The following is a 16,240-nucleotide window of genomic DNA, read 5'->3' as shown; positions in this document are numbered from 1 at the left end:
CCGATGCGCCGGGCGGGCGAGGTCGGCGAAATCGCTTCGGTGGCCCTGTTCCTCGCGTCCGATCTGTCGTCGTACATGACCGGCACGGTGCTCGAAGTGACCGGCGGACGGTTCATGTGACCGGCTGGGAACCGCACGCCGTCACCACCGCGGAGCTGGTCGACCCGGCCCCGGTCGCGGCCCTGGCCGCGCTCTTCGACAACGGACTCCCCGCACCCCGGCCGGGCGACGACCTGCCGCCGCTGTGGCACTGGGTCGCGCTCCCCCGCTGGCCGGTCTCCTCCGGACTCGGGCCCGACGGGCACCCGGCGCGCGGCACATTCCTGCCGCCGATCGACCTGCCGCAGCGGATGTTCGCCGGAGGCGAGGTCCTGCCGCATCGCCCGCCGAAGATCGGCGAAACCGTCACCCGGCGATCCATAGTGGACTCCGTGACGGAGAAATCCGGCCGCTCCGGGAAGCTGGTGATCGTCGTCGTGCGCACCGTGTTGTCCGATGTGGACGGATCGCCGCTCATCGAGGAGCGCCAGGACATCGTCTACCGCGAAGCGAGCACGACCAAGTCCGAAGCCCCGATCGAACCCGCTGACCTGGCGGGTTCCCCGTTCCGCCGCAGCGAAGACGGCTGGGACTTCGCCACCGACCCCACCCTGCTGATGCGCTTCTCCGCGGCCACCGCGAACGCGCACCGCATCCACTACGACTGGCCGTACGCGACCCGGGTCGAGGGCTATCCCGGCCTGGTCGTACACGGGCCGTTGATGTCCCTCGCGCTGGCCGAAGTGCTGCGCCTGGACTCCCCCAGCGCGCGCGTGACCCGGCTGGCGCACCGCAACCTGGCCCCGTTGTTCTGCGGCCAGCCCGCGCAACTGCGCACCGAGCCCCGTCCCGGCGGCGCGACCCTGACCCTCACCGGGGCTGCCGGACCGCGCACCAGCCTCGACGCCGACTATCACGAGGAAGGCACTCCCCATGCGTGACGCCGTCATCTGCGAACCTGTCCGCACCCCGATCGGCCGCTTCGGCGGTTCGCTCAAGAGCGTGCCTGCCGCCGACCTCGGCACCGTCGCGCTCAAGGGCCTGATCGAGCGCACCGGCCTGCCCGCCGACGCGATCGACGACGTGATCCTCGGCCACTGCTACCCCAGCGCCGAAGCCCCGGCGATCGGCCGCGTCGTCGCGCTCGACGCAGGCCTGCCGGTCACTGTCCCCGGCATGCAGGTCGACCGCCGCTGCGGTTCCGGCCTGCAGTCGGTGCTGCTTGCCGCGCTGCAGGTGCAGGCGGGCGCGAGCGACCTGATCGTCGCGGGCGGCGCGGAAAGCATGTCCAACACCGTCTTCTACGCCAACGACCTCCGCTGGGGAGCGGGAGGCGCGGGCGTCCACCTGCACGACTCGCTCACCCGCGGCCGCCAGACTCCGGGCGGCAAGAACTACCCGGTGCCCGGCGGGATGCTGGAGACGGCTGAGAACTTGCGGCGGCAGTACGGCATCACCCGTGAAGAACAAGACCGGCTCGCCGCTCGGTCGCACCAGCGGGCCGTCGCCGCGCAGCAGGCCGGGGTGTTCGCCGAGGAGATCATCCCGGTGCCGGTGGAAACGCGGAAGGGCACCGTCGTCGTGGACACCGACGAGCACCCGCGTCCCGACACCACCGTCGAAACGCTCGCCAAGCTGCGCCCGGTGCTGGGCAAGCAGGATCCGGAGGCGACGGTCACCGCGGGCAACGCGAGCGGCCAGAACGACGCCGCCGCGGTCTGCATCGTGACCACCCGAGAACGCGCCGCCGAACTGGGCCTGCGCCCGCTCGTCCGGCTGGTCTCCCACGGCGTTGCCGGGGTCGAACCGAAGGTGATGGGCATCGGTCCCGTGCCCGCCTCCGCGCTCGCGCTGGACCGCGCCGAGTTGAAGATCTCCGACATCGACCTCATCGAACTCAACGAGGCGTTCGCCGCGCAGGCCCTGGCCTGCACCCGCGAATGGGGCTTCGGAGAGAAAGACTTCGACCGGCTCAACGTGCACGGCTCCGGAATCTCGCTGGGCCACCCGGTCGGCGCGACCGGCACCCGCATCCTCGCCACCATGGCGCGGGAAATGCACCGCCGCGAAGCCCGCTACGGGCTGGAGACGATGTGCATCGGCGGCGGGCAGGGTCTGGCCGCGGTGTTCGAGCGGGTGTCGGAGTGACCGACCTATGCAGTAGGGCGGGAAAGCGCGGCGGATGTGGCCGACACGTTGTTGGTCGTGGCCTGATGACCGGCTTCTCCCCGGTGCACGGCGAATGAACCCCGCACTGCTGGCCGGGCTGCGGGTCGTCGAACTGTCCGCCTACGTCGCGACCCCGCTCTGCGGGCTCACTCTCGCCCAACTCGGCGCGGACGTCGTGCGGGTCGAACCGCTCGGAGGCGCCGCCGACCGCACGCGCTGGCCCTTGTCCGACACCGGAACGAGCCTCTACTGGTCCGGGCTGAACAAGGGAAAACGTGCCGTCGCCGTCGACCTGGAGTCCGAAGTGGACCGTCGTCGCGTTGCCGAGCTGATCGTCGACGGCGGCCCGTGCGTGGTCGTGACGAACACGTCACGGCATGCGGACCTCGGATACGAGGCTCTGAGCGCGCGACGTCCGGACCTCATCCACGTGCTGCTGACCGGCCGACCCGACGGCGGTGCCGCGGTGGACTACACAGTCCAGGCGGCCGCCGGTTTCCCTCTGCTCACTGGCACGGGTTCCGCACCGGTCAACCACGTGTTGCCCGCGTGGGACGTCTGTGCCGGGCTGTACCTCGCGGTCGGGCTGCTGGCCGCCGAACGGCACCGTCAGCTCACCGGAGAGGGCCGGTCGATCCGGGTCGCGCTGGAGGACGTCGCGCTCGCCACCGCCGGGAACCTCGGGTATCTCGCCGAAGCACAGCTCACTGACCATTCGCGGACCAAGTCCGGCAACGAGATCTACGGTACCTACGGCGACGATTTCGAGACCGCCGACGGTGTCCGGGTGATGATCGTGCTGCTCACCGAACGGCACTGGGACAAGATGCTCGCCGCCACCGGGCTCGCTGAAGCGTTCGCCGGACTGGGCAAGGCGCTGGGGATCTCGTTCGCCACCGAGTCCGACCGGTACCGGCATCGAGACGTGATCTCGCCGCTGCTGGCGCGGTGGTTCGGGCAGACGTCGTACGCGGACATGGCGGAAGTGCTTACCCGGCACCGGATTCTGTGGGAGCGCTACCGCAGTTTCGCCGAACTCGGCCGGGACGGTGGCACCGCGTTGAGGAAGCTGGAGTTGTTCGGGGAAATCGACCAGCCGGGCGCGGGGGCGCATTGGGCGCCGAAGTCGCCGATTCAGGTGGACGGGGCTCGGCTCGGGCCGCGGCCTGCTCCGGAGGTGGGGCAGGACAACGACGACGTGCTGCGCGCGTAGCCAGCCCTTCTTGCGGCGGGACTCGATTCGGATCTCCGAAGCGGCGATTCGGGGACGACGGCACCTGCCGACAGCATCGCCGAGCCACTCCGGTAACCGGCCCCGCCATTCGCGAGCCCGTTGCCAGCACCGGCACGTACAGCGCGCACGGTCACCCCAGGCCAGACGGCCCGGTACGAGCCGAACTCCCCCGCCTCGACCGGGCGGCACCGAATCCGGCGAACCGGACCGGATATGCCGTTCCTCAGCCGACCACCCGGTGCCCGGCCCGACGCAGCAACTCGGTGGCCGCCTCTAACTGAGCGGCGGGAACGAGCACGAGGTCGCCGTCGAAGCTCGCCGCGACCCAGGCCGGGACGTTGCCCGCCGCGAGCGGGGCCACGATCGCGGCCAGCATGCCCGTCGCGTCCGGAGGGTGCGCCTCGTCGCCGTTCCAGAGGGCTGCCCACGCGTCGTCCGCCGAGTCCTGGCGTCGCATGCGAGCTCCGCCGTCCGGGCCGCGCACGATCGCGAGGACTTCGCCGTCCACGTCCGGCGTCGCGCTCCAGGACGTATCGACCTTCCAGCATGCGCAGTGTCTGATGATCCGCGACCGACATCAGCGCATCGTCGCACACCGAAACCGCTGAGGTGCAGCGTTGTCGCACGAGGTCGCTTTCGCGGAGCGGCGGTCTGGTAACGAACCGACTTCGCACAGCGACTCACCACCACACCATCCGGCGCTGCCGAACCCTGGAGGACGCCGTGTCCGACGACGACCGCAAAGAGACCATCCCGCCCGTACCGGCCGTGCCGCCGTCCCTTCCGTCGGAGTTCGCCTACCCGAAAATCGGCACCGAGAAAGTCCTCGACGGGAGCATCAACCCTGACCCGGCAGAAGAGCGCGACAAATGACAACCGCGGCCGAAACGATCTCCGGGCACGTCATCGCGAGCCTGATAGACAAGGAGATCGACAACGCTCGCACCAACGCCAGTTCCCTGCAGGTCAGAGGACTCGCGGTGATCAGCTCTTCCGGAACTCTCGTCACGCTGCTTTTCGGCCTCTCCGCCCTGTCGACGAAAGCCCAGAACTTCACCCTCCCGAACGGGGTCAGGCTGCCGCTGTACCTGGCGGCCGCGCTGCTGGTGCTTGCCGCGGCCGCCGGGATCTTCACGAACGCTCCCCGGAGAAGCGACGCGATCGCGCTGAAAAACCTCACCCCGCTGATCGCCGAGGACCAATACTGGAACGCGCCGGCGGTCTACGCGGAAAGGGAAGTCGCCAAAACCAGGCTCACTGTTCTGCAAAACTCGCGAGCGATCAACATCAGCACCGCGCGGACATTGCTCGTCGCGATACTTCTGGAGATAGCCGGAGTCGCGTGCGTTACCTGGGCGGTCGCGAGCCTCGTTTCGCACTAAGCCCCGCAGACGGGGTGTTATGCGCCGTCTGCCAGGTCCGCCCGGTTCGGCGGCGAATCGTCGCAGCAACCGAGGTGCCCGCATCGCACTCCGCGCGCCCGGCCCCGCTCGGCGGGACGGCCTCAAGCTCGCACAGAGACGGGTTTCGTCCGGGCACCCTTCGCGGACCAGGTAGGCGCAGAAGGTGACCGCGGCAGTGAACGCCCGCTTCCACGGACCGAACGCGCCGCTGCCGACGTAGGCGGCGCCGACGCCCGCGACCATGATCGCGGTGAAACGACGGCGCTGCGGCTCGGCGAGGAATGAATCGAGCAGTACGTAGGCGACACCGACGATAACGAGCGGCGCTAGCCGCGTCCGGCCAGATTCCCGGACTGCCATCGTCCGGGGCGGACGCCGGTGTGGTGCAGGAAGAACGCGGAGAAGTTCGACGCGTCGGGGAAACCCAGCCGATGCCCGCAGCGGGCCGCGCTGAGCCCGTCGTGCGCGAGCAGCCGTTTGGCCTCCAGGACCAACCGCTCGGACAAGTAGTCCTTGCAGCTGCGGCCCGTCGCGGCTTGGACGGCGCGCGTCAGCGTTCGCGGGGAGTACCCGAGCTTGCGGGCGTAGTGCGCGACGTCGTGGCAGACCCGGAAATCCTCTTCGACCGCAGTGCGGAACCGGTGGAACAGATCTTGCCCGGCGTCGCCGCCGGAGGACGGTGGCGCGAGCCGTAGCAGCAGCGCGGACAGCACCAGGCCGAGCAGTTCGCCGGTCCGCGGCTGCGGTGCCGCACCTGCCTCGCCGCGCAGATGCGCGAGCGCGGTGGTGACCAGCGGCCACTGCGCGACGGAGACGGTCCAGCACGCCGACGCGCTCGGGTCGGCTGCCAAAGCGTGGCTGCCGGGGGTGGCCGGCGCGGTGGGCACGAACAGCACGACGTCTCCGGCGAGGTCGCCGAGGTCGTCCCAGCGGTGCACTGTGCCGGGCCGGATCCACACCACGCTGCGGGCCGCGAGCGGGTGGCCGGCGAAGTCGATCGACACCCGGCCGTGCCCGCGCCGGACCACCGCGAGCACGTGAAAGTCGCCGCGTTCGGTCGTGCCGCGGTCGAGCCGTCGCAGCTTCGCGAACGACATCGTCTCGACGGGCGCGCCGGACTCCTGCGGCGGCTGGTAGGCGAGCTGGCGAATCCCGGTCATGCTGTCCATTTTTCACCATGCCCTGTCCGGTCACGACGATGCGTCCGCACAGTGCGGCCGGTTGACTCGATGATGAGCAGAACGGGTGAAAAGGAGCATTCTCATGGCTGTTTCGACCCAGCTTCCGGCATACGACCATCGGCCGGGCGACGGACCGGTGCTGGTATTTCTTCACTACTGGGGCGGCTCGGCGCGCACCTGGCGGCCGGTCCTCGATCGGCTGCCAGGACAGGCCGCGGTGACCGTCGACCTGCGGGGGTGGGGACGTTCGCGGGAGCTGCCCGGCCCCTTCACACTCCAGCAGCACGCGGACGATACGCGGGCAGTGCTCGCCGACGCGGGGGTGACCGACTACATCCTGGTCGGGCATTCCATGGGCGGCAAAGTCGCCCAGTTGGTGGCGTCCACGCGTCCGGCGGGGCTCGCTGGTCTCGTCCTCGTCGCGCCCGGACCGGCCAAACCCGCCTCGACGGCGACGCCCGAATACCGGGAAGGATTGTCGCACGCCTACGACTCCGACGAGTCGGTCGCGACCGCCCGCGACACCGTCCTCACCGCCGCCGCGCTGAACGACGAGGCGAGGACCCAGATTCTCGCGGATTCCCGCGCCTGCCGCGACGAAGCCCGCCTCGAATGGCCCCTGCGCGGAATCGCCGAGGACATCACTGGCGCGACCCGGGCCATCGACGTCCCCGTCCTGGTCGTCGCGGGCGAGCACGACCAGGTGGAACCGATCGGGGTGCTGCGCGGGAACTTGCTGCCCTACCTGGCGCGGGCGAGCGTGACCGTCGTCCCCGGCAGCGGCCACCTCGTGCCGCTGGAAGCACCGGACGACCTCGCGGAGCTGCTCCGGGACGCCGCACTGGCCTGGTCCCCGGAGGGTGCGGGCCCGCGGGAACGGGTCGGGTGACGATGGCCGCTCGGCATCGGATCGACCAGCTGTGCGTCGATGGGCGGCGCGGCCGGAGTACTTCGGCATCGCCGGATTCGGCGGGGCTTTCGTCGCGTGGCAGGCGGAACCGGAGCGATCAATGCGGGACGAGATGGCGCTGCTGACCGAGGCCATGGTCGCGATCGCGGAACGGGTCCTGGCCGGGCATTAGCCCCGCAAGGCGGCTCAGAAGATCCACAATGGACAGACCGTTCGGCGCCGGGCCGGGCGGGCGGAACCTCGCCAGGTTTACCGCCGTCCGCGGCCCGACGCCGGACAACTTCGGGCGGGGCGTCGCGCACACTGGCTCGGCGCGGTGGCGATCCTTGTGCCCGTGGTTCGCGTCGCGCCGTTTGCGAGCGATCTCCGCCGGGAATTCGCGGCGCGAGGTGATCGACGTGATGCGAACCGATTCGAGGACGGACCGGCTGGCGCGGCATCGGCTGACCGGCCTGGGTGCCGTGTGGTCGGCAATGTCGCCCTCGGCTACTGCCTGGGCGCGGCCACGATGATCGCGGGGATCCAGGCTGAGCGAGCGGTCGCGAGGCCGTTGTCGGCCAACGCCAAGGCAGCGGCGAGATGAGCATCCCAGCCCGCCGGATCGCGGGCGCGAACCGTCATCGGCGCCGGGAAGCCGCCGACGTGGTGCCGTGGTCGCTGCGGGTCGCGGCGGCGGCCAGCTGGCGGTTTCTCGTCGTGCTGACGGTGCTCGGCGTCGTCGCGTGGACGCTCGGGTACCTCGCGAGCGTCACCGTTCCGATCGGGATCGCGCTGCTCCTGTCGGCGTTGTTCGCGCCGCTGGTGGAGCGGCTGGTGCGCTGGCACCTGCCCCGCGCGCTGGCGACGCTTGTCGCGATCGTCGTCGGGCTCGCCGTCCTCGGCGGGGTTCTCACGCTGGTGATCACCACGGTCACCGCGAGCCTGCCGCAGCTGGGCAGCCAGGTCGGAGCCAGTCTCGCGCGCATCAACAACTGGCTGCAGCACGGCCCGCTGCATCTGCCTCAGCTGCAGCAGCTCCTCGACAAGGCGGTCAACGCGATCCAGGGCAACACCGCCGAGCTCACCACGCGGGTGCTCTCCACCGCCGCGACTGTCGGCGGCGTGCTGACCGAGATGCTGCTGACGCTGTTCGTGCTCGTTTTCTTTCTGTACAGCGGCAATCAGGTCTGGCACTTCCTGCTGCGGATCGTGCCCGTCTCCCTGCGCGACGAGATCGACGTCGCCGGGCGGCGCGGGTTCGCCTCGCTGGTCAGCTACGTGCGCGCGACTGTGGCGGTGGCCTGCGTGGACGCTGTCTGCATCGGGGTCGGGATCTGGCTGGTCGGGGTTCCGCTCGCGGTGCCGCTGGCGGCGCTGATCTTCATCGGCGCGTTCGTGCCGATCATCGGCGCGGTGGTGACCGGCGCGGTCGCGGTGCTGATCGCCCTGGTCGCCGACGGATTCGTCGCGGCGGGCATCGTGCTCGCGGTCGTCGTCGCGGTGATGCAGCTGGAAAGCCATGTGCTGCAGCCGTTGCTGCTCGGGCGCGCGGTCCGGCTGCATCCGCTGGCCGTCGTGCTGGGCATCGCGCTCGGCCTGGAGATCGCCGGGATCGTCGGGGCGCTGCTCGCGGTGCCGATCCTGGCCGTGGCGAAGGCCGCGATCGGTTCCCTGCTGCGCGATCCGCACCTGGATCCGGGCGACATCGACCCGCTCCTGCCTGCCAACGCCCGCACCGCGCGACGATCAAGGTTTCGCCCGCCCAGACGCGGGTAACCGCACGTCGGAGGGACTCTGATGACGAGCTTGATCACTGACAACGCCGACGGCGCGTCGCCGCGGAGGGGACCACTCGAACGAGGGTTCCCGCTACCCCGCTCAGCACCGCCGACTGTGTCCTCGACGCTGCATCGGCTTTCTTCGATGGCGTCCTTGCGTGCGTGGGAACAACGTTCGACGCCCGCGCTGATGCACCAAGCGATTCTGGACGGCGTGAACGCGCGCCATGCCGCCGAAGCGGCCCACCTGAGCGTCGCCGAGGCGCACGTGCGCTGGAGTGCTTGGGCGGCCAAAAGGCTGGCCCCGCAACGCCCCGGGATCGCGGCCGAGCTGCCGGTGCAGCAATTCCTCAACGTGCACGCGGCTTTCGCGGCGGCACTCGAATAGGCCTTAGCCGCGCAGATCCGCTTCCAGCGCCGCAGCCGTCGCGCGCAGCGCCGACACCAGCGCCGGCAGCCGATCCTTCTGGTAGCGCACGCTCGGCATCGACACCGACAACCCGGCGACGACCGTCCCGTCCGCGCCGTGCACCGGGACTCCGACCGCGGCCACTCCTCGTTCCGAACGTCCCTGGTTGAGCGCGAAACCGCTGCGCCGCACGCGCGCCAGGTCCGCCCGCAGCTCGGCCGGGTCCGGTCGTTCGCCGGGCTTGTCCACCGCGTAGAGCTCCTCGACCTGCTCCGGCGGCAGTTCGGCGAGCAGCAGCAGGCCGGCCGTCGTCTGATGGACCGGGAAAACCATCCCTTCGCGTGATCCGACGCGCAACGCCTGCGAGCACTCCACGCTCGCGATGAACCGGGCCGTGTCCCCCGTCCGGACGGTCAGGTTCACCGACTCGTCCAGCAGGTCCACCAGCCGGCGCAGGTGTGGAAGCGCCGCCGCGCGCAATTTGGACGCGGCCGACTGCGAGTGCGCGGCGAGCTCCAGCACCGGGCCTACGCGATAGGCGCGGTTGGCGTCTTGGACGGCGAAGTCGCGGTACACGAGCATCGCCAGCAGCCGGTGCGCGGTCGAGGGCGCGACCCCGATCCGCTCGGCCACCTCGGAGACCGTCAACGGGCCTTCGAGCTGCAGCATCGCCGCGATTCGCAGGGCGTTGTCGACGCTCGCCACCGCATAAGGCGGCGGAGCCTTGAACCGTTTGTCCATCCGGGCCGCCTTTCCGCACACCAGAATCCCATTTTCCGCACACCGGGATGCGCCCACCATAACCCCATGACCAGCACTCCAGCGCGAACTCCCGTTCAGCTCGCCGCGGTCGACGCACCGGACCAGCCCGCGGTCACGCCCGCCCTAGAGAACCTCTACCGCGGCTTCGAGCAGGAGCTGCTCGTTCCGTTGTGGACCGAGATCGGCGATCTGATGCCCGCCCGCCCGCTCTCGCGGGCGGTGCCGCACCGGTGGCAGTGGGCGAACCTGGTCCGGCTCGCCGAGCAGGCGGGCGAGATCGTGCCGGTCGGGCGCGGCGGGGAACGGCGGGCGATCGCGCTCGCCAATCCGGGGCTCGGCGGGCGGCCGTTCGCGACCCCGACGCTGTGGGCCGCGATCCAGTACCTGATGCCCGGCGAGGACGCGCCGGAGCACCGGCACACGCAGAACGCGTTCCGGTTCGTCGTCGAAGGATCGGGCGTGTGGACGGTCGTCGGCGGCGACGCGGTCCCGATGCGCCGCGGCGACTTCCTGCCGCAGGCGGGCTGGAACTGGCACGCCCACCACAACGCCACCCGCGAGCCGATGGCCTGGCTCGACGGCCTCGACATCCCGTTCCAGTACGGCATCGACGCGCAGTTCTTCGAATTCGGCCGCGAAGCGATCAGCGAGGCGGAGCGGACCACACCCGAGCGGTCCCGCTCCGAACGGCTGTGGGCGCATCCGGGTCTGCGGCCGCTGTCGGTCGGCACTCTCGCGCCAGGTTCGCCGCTGCTGGCATACAAGTGGGAGCACACCGACGCTGCCTTGCGCGACCAGCTCCAACTGGAGCAAGAGGGCTACGGCGGAACGGTCGAACCGGGCCACGCGGCTGTCCGGTTTTCCAATCCCCACAACGGTTCCGACGTCCTCCCGACCATCCGCGCCGAGTTCCACCGCGTGGCCCGGGGCACCGAGACCGCGCCGGTGCGCGAGACCGGCTCGTCGGTCTGCCAGGTCTTCGACGGCTCCGGCACGGTGACCGTCGGCGACACCTCGTGGGCGGTCGCGCGCGGAGACCTGTTCGTCGTGCCGTCGTGGCAGCCGTTCTCGGTGAAGTCGGAGGCCGGTGCCACGGACTCCGATTCCGGTGCCCTCGACCTGTTCCGTTTCTCGGACGCGCCCGTCTTCGAGGCGCTCCATCTCGACCGTCAGGAGACTCTCCGATGAAGCTCGCCACCCTCCGCGTCAACGGCGGCACGCGCGCCGTCCGCCTCGACGGCGAAGTGCTCGTCGACCTCGGCTCCCCCGACCTCGGCGCGTTGTTCGCCCAAGACGGCTGGGAAGCGCACGCCGCGCAGGCGACCTGCGAGACCTGGCCCGCCGAGGGCGCGGACCTCGCCCCGGTCGTGCCGAATCCGTCCAAAGTGGTCTGCGTCGGGCACAACTACACCAACCACATCAAGGAAATGGGCCGAGAACTCCCCGCGTACCCGACGCTGTTCCCCAAGTTCGCCGACACCTTGACCGGCCCGGCCGACCCGATCGGCAAACCGCCCGAGACCGACGCGCTCGACTGGGAGGTCGAACTCGTCGTGGTGGTCGGCAAGACCGTCCGGCGCGCCGGCGAGGACGAGGCCGCGGCGGCGATCGCCGGGTTCACCGTCATGAACGACGTCTCGGTCCGCGACTGGCAATTCCGCACCATCGAGTGGACGCAGGGCAAGATCTGGCAGTCCTCGACGCCGGTCGGCCCGTACGTCGTCACGCCGGACGAGGTCGGCGGCGTCCGTCCCGCGCTCGAAGTGAAGACCACTGTGGACGGTCGCGTCATGCAGCACGACAACACCGGCACGCTGCTGTTCGACCCGGTGCACCTCGTGCAGTACATCTCCACGATCGTCCAGCTCAACCCGGGCGACCTGATCGCGACCGGGACCCCCGCCGGAGTCGGGCACGCCCGCGATCCGAAGGTCTACCTCACCGGAGGCGAAACCGTCGTCACCGAGGTCTCCGGGATCGGCGCGTGCGTCAACCAGATCGTGAAGGAATCCTGATGGCACCCGGCGATGCGCCGAAGTGGGTCTCGTTCGGGACCGAGCTTTTCCTGTCCCACGCGACGGAACTGTCCCAGCCGAGCGCGCTGCCCGGCTGGACTCGCAAGCACCTCGCCGCGCACGTCGCGGCCAACGCGGACGCGCTCGGCAACCTCGTGCAGTGGGCGCGGACCGGCGAACGCACCCCGATGTACACCTCGATGGACCAGCGCAACGCCGACATCGAAGCGGGCTCCCAGCTCTCCGAAGCCCGGCTCACGTCGTGGCTGCAGGGCTCGGCGCGTTCCTTGGCATCCGGGATGGCGTCGTTGACCCCGTCGCAGTGGCAAGCCGAGGTGGTCACCGCACAGGGCCGGACGGTTCCCGCCACCGAGATCACGTGGCTGCGGGCGCGCGAGGTGTGCGTGCACGCGGTCGACCTCGGCACCGGACTGACGTTCGCCGACCTGCCGGAGGCGTTCCTGTCCGCGCTCGTCGCCGAGATCCAGGCGAAGCGCGGCCTCGACGCGGTGCCGGACGGGCCGCTGCCCGACGTCGCGGCGTACCTCGCCGGCCGTCCGCATTCGCTCACCGGGGTCCCGGACCTCGGCCCTTGGTTGTGAGGAGAGCCCCATGGACACCCCTGACGTGCTCGTCGTCGGCGGCGGAATCGGCGGGCTGAGCACCGCGTTCGCCCTGTCCCGGCTCGGCCTGCGGGTCCGGGTGCTGGAGCAGGCGAAGGAATTCGGCGAGGTCGGCGCAGGAATCCAACTCGCCCCCAACTGCACCCGGATCCTCGACGCCTACGGCCTGCTGGACACCGCGAAGGCGCGCGGCGTCGTCCCGGACCGGATGGTCATGCGCGACGCCGTCGACGGCCGCGGCCTGACCGCGCTCGACCTGCGCGACCTCGAACGGCGCTACGGCTTTCCGTACCTGGTCATCCACCGCAGCGACCTCCACCGACTGTTCCTCGACGCTTGCCGCGACGCGGGCGTCGAACTCCTTACCGAGCAACGGATCGTGTCGTACACGCACGACCCCGCGACTGCGGAGGCCGACGACGGCACCGTCCACACCGCACCGGTCGTGATCGCGGCCGACGGCCTGCACTCCGCGGCTCGGAAGCATTTCGCGGACGACCAGCCGGTCTCCTCTGCGTATGTCGCTTACCGCGGCACCGTGCCGATCGCCGAGGTCGGCCGTCCGGTCGATCTGTCCGAGGTCGTCGTGTACGTCGGGCCGCGCTGCCACTTCGTCCACTATGGACTCCGTGGCGGGGATTTGCTCAATCAGGTAGCCGTTTTCGAATCGCCGAAGGCCGTGGCCGGACTCGACGACTGGGGCACGCCGGACGAACTGGACACCGCCTTCGCGGCCACCTGCGACGAGGTGCGGGCCGGGATCCCGCGGATGTGGCGGGACAAGTGGTGGCGCATGTACGACCGCGACCCGATTTCGACGTGGGTCGACGGCCGACTCGCCCTGCTCGGCGATGCCGCGCACCCGCCCCTGCAGTACCTCGCCCAAGGCGCGATCATGGCCATCGAGGACGGCTGGGTCCTGGCCGAACACGTGAAGCGGTTGGGCACCGCGGATTGGGACGGTGCGCTGGCCGCGTACGAGGCAGTCCGGACGGAACATTGCCGCCGAGTCGTGCTGACCGCCCGTGCCTGGGGAGACCTGTGGCATCTGGACGGTGTCGAGCGCGAACAACGCAACACCTTGCTGCGCGCCCGCGAGACGGACGACTACGCCTTCACCGACTGGCTGTACGGCCCGACTGCCCTGTTCCCCGAAGACGAACCGGCGATGTTCGAGCCGGTGCCACTGTCCACAGCGGACGATCTGACTGCTACCCGCTAACCTCGGATCCGGCGGTGAACGAACCCGTTCACCGCCGGTTCCGCGTTCAGACCAGCTTTTCCGCCAGCCTGCGGCAGCCCTCTACCAGCGCGACCGCGTGTTCGTCCCGCTGCGCTTTCGTCATCCGCCCGGTCGGCGCCGCGACGCTCAGCCCGCCCAGCAGCGGGCCGTCCGGACGGGCGACCGCGCAGCCGATCGAGCTGACGCCGTCCTCGCTTTCGCCCGCGTTGAGCGCGTAACCGCGCCGCCGGATCCGTTCGATCTCGGCCAGCAGCGCGCTGCGGCTCGTCATGGTCTTCGTGGTGACCTGGCCGAGCACGTCGTCCGGGTAGCGCTGCGCGATCTGGTCGTCGGGCAGGTGCGCGAGCATCGCTTTGCCCAGGCTCGTCGCGTGCGCGGGCAAGGTGCGCCCGACCCGGCCGGACACCCGCAGCGCCCGGTCGCTCTCGATCACGTCGAGGAAGCGGACCTGGTTGCCTTCCAGGGAACCGAGATGCACAGTCTCGCCGGTGGTCTCCGACAGCCACTGCAGCACCGGTCGCGCGACCGCGCGCAGGTCCATCTGGTTCACCACCGACAGCCCGATCTCGACCAGGGCAGGGCCGGCGCGGTAGACGCGGCTGGCGGGATCCTGGTCGACGAACCCGTGGTGGACCAGCATCGCCATCAGCCGGTGCGCGGTCGACTGCCCCACCCCGAGGGCGTCCCTCGCATCAGACAGCCGCAGTTCCCTGGTGGCGCTGAACATCCGGAGCAGCCGCAGCGCGCGGTCCACGGATTCGATCGGGTACTGGGGAGCGGGCCGCGCGGGACCGGCTTCGGCAGCGGATGTCTGCATGCCAGACATCGTATCTGGACCAGGGCGTTTATGGGGTTTTTCAAGGACAACAGTGGGCAAAGTTTCTTGAGAACAGAATTGGAGTCCGCAGGCTAGACTTCACGCCGGGTCGCGGGGTTAGCATGAGCCGACGGCACGCGGGGCTCCAGGTCCCCGCGGGACTCAGGAAGCGCAGGAGCGACGATGCTCGAAGCCCATTCCGGCCCGGAAATCCCGACCCGGGTCGCCGAACTTCTCGACCGCGAGTGGCGCCTGCTCGTCGACGGCAAGCTCGTCCCGGCGCGGTCCGGCAGCACCTTCTCCCGGGTGTCCCCCTACACCGGCACGGTGATCGCCGAAGTTCCCGACGCGGGACCCGACGACGTCGACGAGGCAGTACGCGCGGCGGCCGACGCCCGGGCGGCCTGGCGGGACACCCTGCCCGTCGAGCGGGCGAAGCTGGTCGCGGAGCTGGCCGACGCGATTGAACGCCACGGCGAGGAACTGGCCCTGCTCGACACGGTGGACGCCGGTTCGCCGATCTCGAACTCCCGCGTCGACGTCGGCGTGACGGTGGCGCAGCTGCGCATGTTCGCCGGGCAGGCGCTGGAACTCAAAGGCACGACAATCCCGGCCAGCACGGCGCTGCACGTGACCACGCGAGAGCCGGTCGGCGTGGTGGCGCGGATCGTGCCTTACAACCATCCGCTGATGTTCGCGGGCAAGATCGCCGCCCCACTGGTCGCGGGAAATCCGACGATCCTGAAGCCGCCGGAGGCCGCGCCGCTGTCCGCGCTGCGGCTGGCCGAGCTGGCGAAGGACATCTTCCCGCCGGGCGTCCTTTCGGTGGTGGTCGGCGACGGCCCCGCGGTGCCGGACGCGCTGGTACGGCACCGCCACGTGCGGCGGATCGGGTTCATCGGGTCCGAACCCACTGGGCGCGCCATCCAGCGGGCGGCGGCCGAGAGCGGCGTCAAGGACGTCAGCCTCGAACTCGGCGGCAAGAACGCGATGGTGGTGTTCCCCGACGCGGACCTCGAAGCCGCGGCCGCCGGCGCGGTGTTCGGCATGAACTTCACCTGGTCCGGGCAGTCCTGCGGGTCGAACTCGCGGCTGCTCGTGCACCAGGACGTCCACGACGCGCTCGTCGCCCGCGTGGTCGAGCTGATCGAGGCGCGCCGGATCGGCGACCCGTTCGACGAGCGCACCGAACAGGGCACCATGATCAACCGGGCGCAGTACGAGAAGTCGTTGTCCTACATCGACATCGCGGTGGCGGAGGGCGCGCGGGTCGTGACCGGCGGCGGCCGTCCGGCGGGCGTGGAGCAAGGCTTGTTCGTGGCCCCGACGGTGTTCACCGGCGTGCGCCCGGACATGCGGATCGCCCGCGAGGAGGTCTTCGGGCCGCTGCTGTCGGTCATTCCGTTCGCCGACGAGACGGAAGCGGTCCGCATCGCCAACAGCGTCGACTACGGCCTGACCGCGAGCGTCTGGACCGCCGACGTCACGCGTGCGCACCGCGTCGCCCGCGCGTTCGAGGCCGGGTTCGTCTGGATCAACGGCTCGTCCCGGCATTTCCCGAACGTGCCCTTCGGCGGTGTCAAGGGCTCCGGCGTCGGCCGCGAGGAAAGCCTCGAAGAACTGCTCAGCTACACCGAAACCAAATCCATCAACGTCATGTTCTGACCATCGAAGGCAA

Annotated in this window: 19 protein-coding genes and 1 pseudogene; 15 read left to right on the top strand and 5 right to left on the bottom strand. The window is 70.3% G+C overall.

All coding sequences use genetic code 11. The features are described 5' to 3' along the window. The first annotated feature begins 3 nt into the window (after window positions 1-3). The 4 genes from ACZ7OI_RS41330 (at window position 4) to ACZ7OI_RS41315 (ending at window position 3,421) form a co-directional block, all read left to right on the top strand. Complete coding sequence (locus ACZ7OI_RS41330; protein WP_470269581.1) at window positions 4-120, top strand: SDR family oxidoreductase; 117 nt, start codon at window positions 4-6, stop codon at window positions 118-120. Continuing rightward, complete coding sequence (locus tag ACZ7OI_RS41325; protein ID WP_470269571.1) at window positions 117-980, top strand: HTD2 family dehydratase; 864 nt, start codon at window positions 117-119, stop codon at window positions 978-980. The genes ACZ7OI_RS41330 and ACZ7OI_RS41325 overlap by 4 nt, the downstream gene beginning before the upstream one ends. Further along, a complete protein-coding gene (locus ACZ7OI_RS41320; protein WP_470269570.1) occupies window positions 973-2,187 on the top strand; it encodes an acetyl-CoA C-acetyltransferase in 1,215 nt (404 codons plus the stop codon). Before ACZ7OI_RS41325 ends, ACZ7OI_RS41320 begins: the two co-directional genes overlap by 8 nt. Window positions 2,188-2,281: 94 nt before the next feature. After that, on the top strand, window positions 2,282-3,421 hold the full coding sequence (locus ACZ7OI_RS41315) for a CoA transferase (RefSeq protein WP_470269569.1): 1,140 nt from the start codon (window positions 2,282-2,284) through the stop codon (window positions 3,419-3,421). A 244-nt stretch (window positions 3,422-3,665) separates the two neighbouring features. Here the strand turns inward: ACZ7OI_RS41315 and ACZ7OI_RS41310 are convergent, their stop codons facing one another. Further along, entirely contained in the window at window positions 3,666-3,899 is a 234-nt protein-coding gene (locus ACZ7OI_RS41310) for an ACT domain-containing protein (RefSeq protein WP_470269568.1), read from the bottom strand. Between the two features lie 266 nt (window positions 3,900-4,165). On the opposite strand from ACZ7OI_RS41310, the gene ACZ7OI_RS41305 reads away from it, so the two are divergent. Together ACZ7OI_RS41305 and ACZ7OI_RS41300 are read left to right on the top strand one after the other, a co-directional pair. Next, the gene (locus ACZ7OI_RS41305) at window positions 4,166-4,315 is read left to right on the top strand and encodes a hypothetical protein (protein WP_470269583.1); all 150 of its coding nucleotides are present in this window, start codon (window positions 4,166-4,168) and stop codon (window positions 4,313-4,315) included. After that, window positions 4,312-4,824: a hypothetical protein gene (locus tag ACZ7OI_RS41300; protein WP_470269582.1), complete on the top strand. Its 513-nt coding sequence runs from the start codon at window positions 4,312-4,314 to the stop codon at window positions 4,822-4,824. The genes ACZ7OI_RS41305 and ACZ7OI_RS41300 overlap by 4 nt, the downstream gene beginning before the upstream one ends. Before the next feature lie 183 nt (window positions 4,825-5,007). Here ACZ7OI_RS41300 and ACZ7OI_RS41295 read toward each other — a convergent pair. Beyond that, a pseudogene (locus ACZ7OI_RS41295) lies at window positions 5,008-5,205 on the bottom strand (DUF6010 family protein); the annotation flags it as partial. After that, window positions 5,172-6,005, bottom strand: a complete 834-nt coding sequence (locus ACZ7OI_RS41290) for a helix-turn-helix domain-containing protein (protein ID WP_470269567.1) — start codon at window positions 6,003-6,005, stop codon at window positions 5,172-5,174. The gene ACZ7OI_RS41290 and the pseudogene ACZ7OI_RS41295, both read right to left, overlap by 34 nt. A 103-nt stretch (window positions 6,006-6,108) precedes the next feature. Between ACZ7OI_RS41290 and ACZ7OI_RS41285 the strand changes: the two genes are divergently transcribed. The 4 genes from ACZ7OI_RS41285 to ACZ7OI_RS41270 all read left to right on the top strand — a co-directional run bounded on the left by ACZ7OI_RS41285 (window position 6,109) and on the right by ACZ7OI_RS41270 (window position 9,081). Further along, on the top strand, window positions 6,109-6,915 hold the full coding sequence (locus tag ACZ7OI_RS41285; protein WP_470269566.1) for an alpha/beta fold hydrolase: 807 nt from the start codon (window positions 6,109-6,111) through the stop codon (window positions 6,913-6,915). A gap of 31 nt (window positions 6,916-6,946) precedes the next feature. Beyond that, entirely contained in the window at window positions 6,947-7,108 is a 162-nt protein-coding gene (locus tag ACZ7OI_RS41280) for a hypothetical protein (RefSeq protein ID WP_470269565.1), read from the top strand. A gap of 407 nt (window positions 7,109-7,515) precedes the next feature. After that, a complete protein-coding gene (locus ACZ7OI_RS41275) occupies window positions 7,516-8,691 on the top strand; it encodes an AI-2E family transporter (protein ID WP_470269564.1) in 1,176 nt (391 codons plus the stop codon). A 147-nt stretch (window positions 8,692-8,838) separates the two neighbouring features. Next, window positions 8,839-9,081: a hypothetical protein gene (locus ACZ7OI_RS41270; RefSeq protein WP_470269563.1), complete on the top strand. Its 243-nt coding sequence runs from the start codon at window positions 8,839-8,841 to the stop codon at window positions 9,079-9,081. Between the two features lie 3 nt (window positions 9,082-9,084). Here the strand turns inward: ACZ7OI_RS41270 and ACZ7OI_RS41265 are convergent, their stop codons facing one another. After that, on the bottom strand, window positions 9,085-9,843 hold the full coding sequence (locus ACZ7OI_RS41265; protein WP_470269562.1) for an IclR family transcriptional regulator: 759 nt from the start codon (window positions 9,841-9,843) through the stop codon (window positions 9,085-9,087). A gap of 66 nt (window positions 9,844-9,909) precedes the next feature. Between ACZ7OI_RS41265 and ACZ7OI_RS41260 the strand changes: the two genes are divergently transcribed. Genes ACZ7OI_RS41260 through ACZ7OI_RS41245 form a run of 4 tightly spaced genes read left to right on the top strand, consistent with a single transcriptional unit; the run spans window position 9,910 to window position 13,724 of the window. Next, window positions 9,910-11,052 (top strand): cupin domain-containing protein, encoded by a 1,143-nt coding sequence (locus ACZ7OI_RS41260; protein WP_470269561.1) that lies wholly within the window; start codon window positions 9,910-9,912, stop codon window positions 11,050-11,052. Further along, window positions 11,049-11,879 carry a fumarylacetoacetate hydrolase family protein gene (locus tag ACZ7OI_RS41255; protein ID WP_470269560.1) on the top strand — a complete coding sequence of 277 codons (831 nt, stop codon included), beginning with the start codon at window positions 11,049-11,051 and terminating at the stop codon, window positions 11,877-11,879. Before ACZ7OI_RS41260 ends, ACZ7OI_RS41255 begins: the two co-directional genes overlap by 4 nt. After that, on the top strand, window positions 11,879-12,481 hold the full coding sequence (locus tag ACZ7OI_RS41250; protein WP_470269559.1) for a maleylpyruvate isomerase family mycothiol-dependent enzyme: 603 nt from the start codon (window positions 11,879-11,881) through the stop codon (window positions 12,479-12,481). The genes ACZ7OI_RS41255 and ACZ7OI_RS41250 overlap by 1 nt, the downstream gene beginning before the upstream one ends. Window positions 12,482-12,491: 10 nt before the next feature. Then, window positions 12,492-13,724: an FAD-dependent oxidoreductase gene (locus ACZ7OI_RS41245; protein ID WP_470269558.1), complete on the top strand. Its 1,233-nt coding sequence runs from the start codon at window positions 12,492-12,494 to the stop codon at window positions 13,722-13,724. Between the two features lie 46 nt (window positions 13,725-13,770). Here the strand turns inward: ACZ7OI_RS41245 and ACZ7OI_RS41240 are convergent, their stop codons facing one another. Beyond that, window positions 13,771-14,562, bottom strand: a complete 792-nt coding sequence (locus ACZ7OI_RS41240) for an IclR family transcriptional regulator (RefSeq protein WP_063697846.1) — start codon at window positions 14,560-14,562, stop codon at window positions 13,771-13,773. A gap of 183 nt (window positions 14,563-14,745) precedes the next feature. On the opposite strand from ACZ7OI_RS41240, the gene ACZ7OI_RS41235 reads away from it, so the two are divergent. Further along, the gene (locus ACZ7OI_RS41235) at window positions 14,746-16,227 is read left to right on the top strand and encodes an aldehyde dehydrogenase family protein (RefSeq protein WP_470269557.1); all 1,482 of its coding nucleotides are present in this window, start codon (window positions 14,746-14,748) and stop codon (window positions 16,225-16,227) included. Window positions 16,228-16,240 lie beyond the last annotated feature (13 nt).

This window comes from Amycolatopsis sp. NPDC114503, assembly GCF_055633655.1.
The sequence above is the reverse complement of the archived record's forward strand: the minus strand, read 5'-3'. Positions and strand labels throughout refer to the sequence as shown.

Excerpts from the sequence above, each read along its gene's own strand:
- ACZ7OI_RS41300 (WP_470269582.1), top strand. The coding sequence starts at position 4,312 with ATGACAACCGCGGCCGAAACGATCTCCGGGCACGTCATCGCGAGCCTG.
- ACZ7OI_RS41255 (WP_470269560.1), top strand. The coding sequence starts at position 11,049 with ATGAAGCTCGCCACCCTCCGCGTCAACGGCGGCACGCGCGCCGTCCGC.
- ACZ7OI_RS41320 (WP_470269570.1), top strand. The coding sequence starts at position 973 with ATGCGTGACGCCGTCATCTGCGAACCTGTCCGCACCCCGATCGGCCGC.
- ACZ7OI_RS41290 (WP_470269567.1), bottom strand. The coding sequence starts at position 6,005 with ATGACCGGGATTCGCCAGCTCGCCTACCAGCCGCCGCAGGAGTCCGGC.
- ACZ7OI_RS41315 (WP_470269569.1), top strand. The coding sequence starts at position 2,282 with ATGAACCCCGCACTGCTGGCCGGGCTGCGGGTCGTCGAACTGTCCGCC.
- ACZ7OI_RS41250 (WP_470269559.1), top strand. The coding sequence starts at position 11,879 with ATGGCACCCGGCGATGCGCCGAAGTGGGTCTCGTTCGGGACCGAGCTT.
- ACZ7OI_RS41260 (WP_470269561.1), top strand. The coding sequence starts at position 9,910 with ATGACCAGCACTCCAGCGCGAACTCCCGTTCAGCTCGCCGCGGTCGAC.
- ACZ7OI_RS41245 (WP_470269558.1), top strand. The coding sequence starts at position 12,492 with ATGGACACCCCTGACGTGCTCGTCGTCGGCGGCGGAATCGGCGGGCTG.
- ACZ7OI_RS41265 (WP_470269562.1), bottom strand. The coding sequence starts at position 9,843 with ATGGACAAACGGTTCAAGGCTCCGCCGCCTTATGCGGTGGCGAGCGTC.
- ACZ7OI_RS41285 (WP_470269566.1), top strand. The coding sequence starts at position 6,109 with ATGGCTGTTTCGACCCAGCTTCCGGCATACGACCATCGGCCGGGCGAC.
- ACZ7OI_RS41275 (WP_470269564.1), top strand. The coding sequence starts at position 7,516 with ATGAGCATCCCAGCCCGCCGGATCGCGGGCGCGAACCGTCATCGGCGC.
- ACZ7OI_RS41235 (WP_470269557.1), top strand. The coding sequence starts at position 14,746 with ATGCTCGAAGCCCATTCCGGCCCGGAAATCCCGACCCGGGTCGCCGAA.
- ACZ7OI_RS41240 (WP_063697846.1), bottom strand. The coding sequence starts at position 14,562 with ATGCAGACATCCGCTGCCGAAGCCGGTCCCGCGCGGCCCGCTCCCCAG.
- ACZ7OI_RS41330 (WP_470269581.1), top strand. The coding sequence starts at position 4 with ATGCGCCGGGCGGGCGAGGTCGGCGAAATCGCTTCGGTGGCCCTGTTC.
- ACZ7OI_RS41270 (WP_470269563.1), top strand. The coding sequence starts at position 8,839 with ATGGCGTCCTTGCGTGCGTGGGAACAACGTTCGACGCCCGCGCTGATG.
- ACZ7OI_RS41310 (WP_470269568.1), bottom strand. The coding sequence starts at position 3,899 with ATGCGACGCCAGGACTCGGCGGACGACGCGTGGGCAGCCCTCTGGAAC.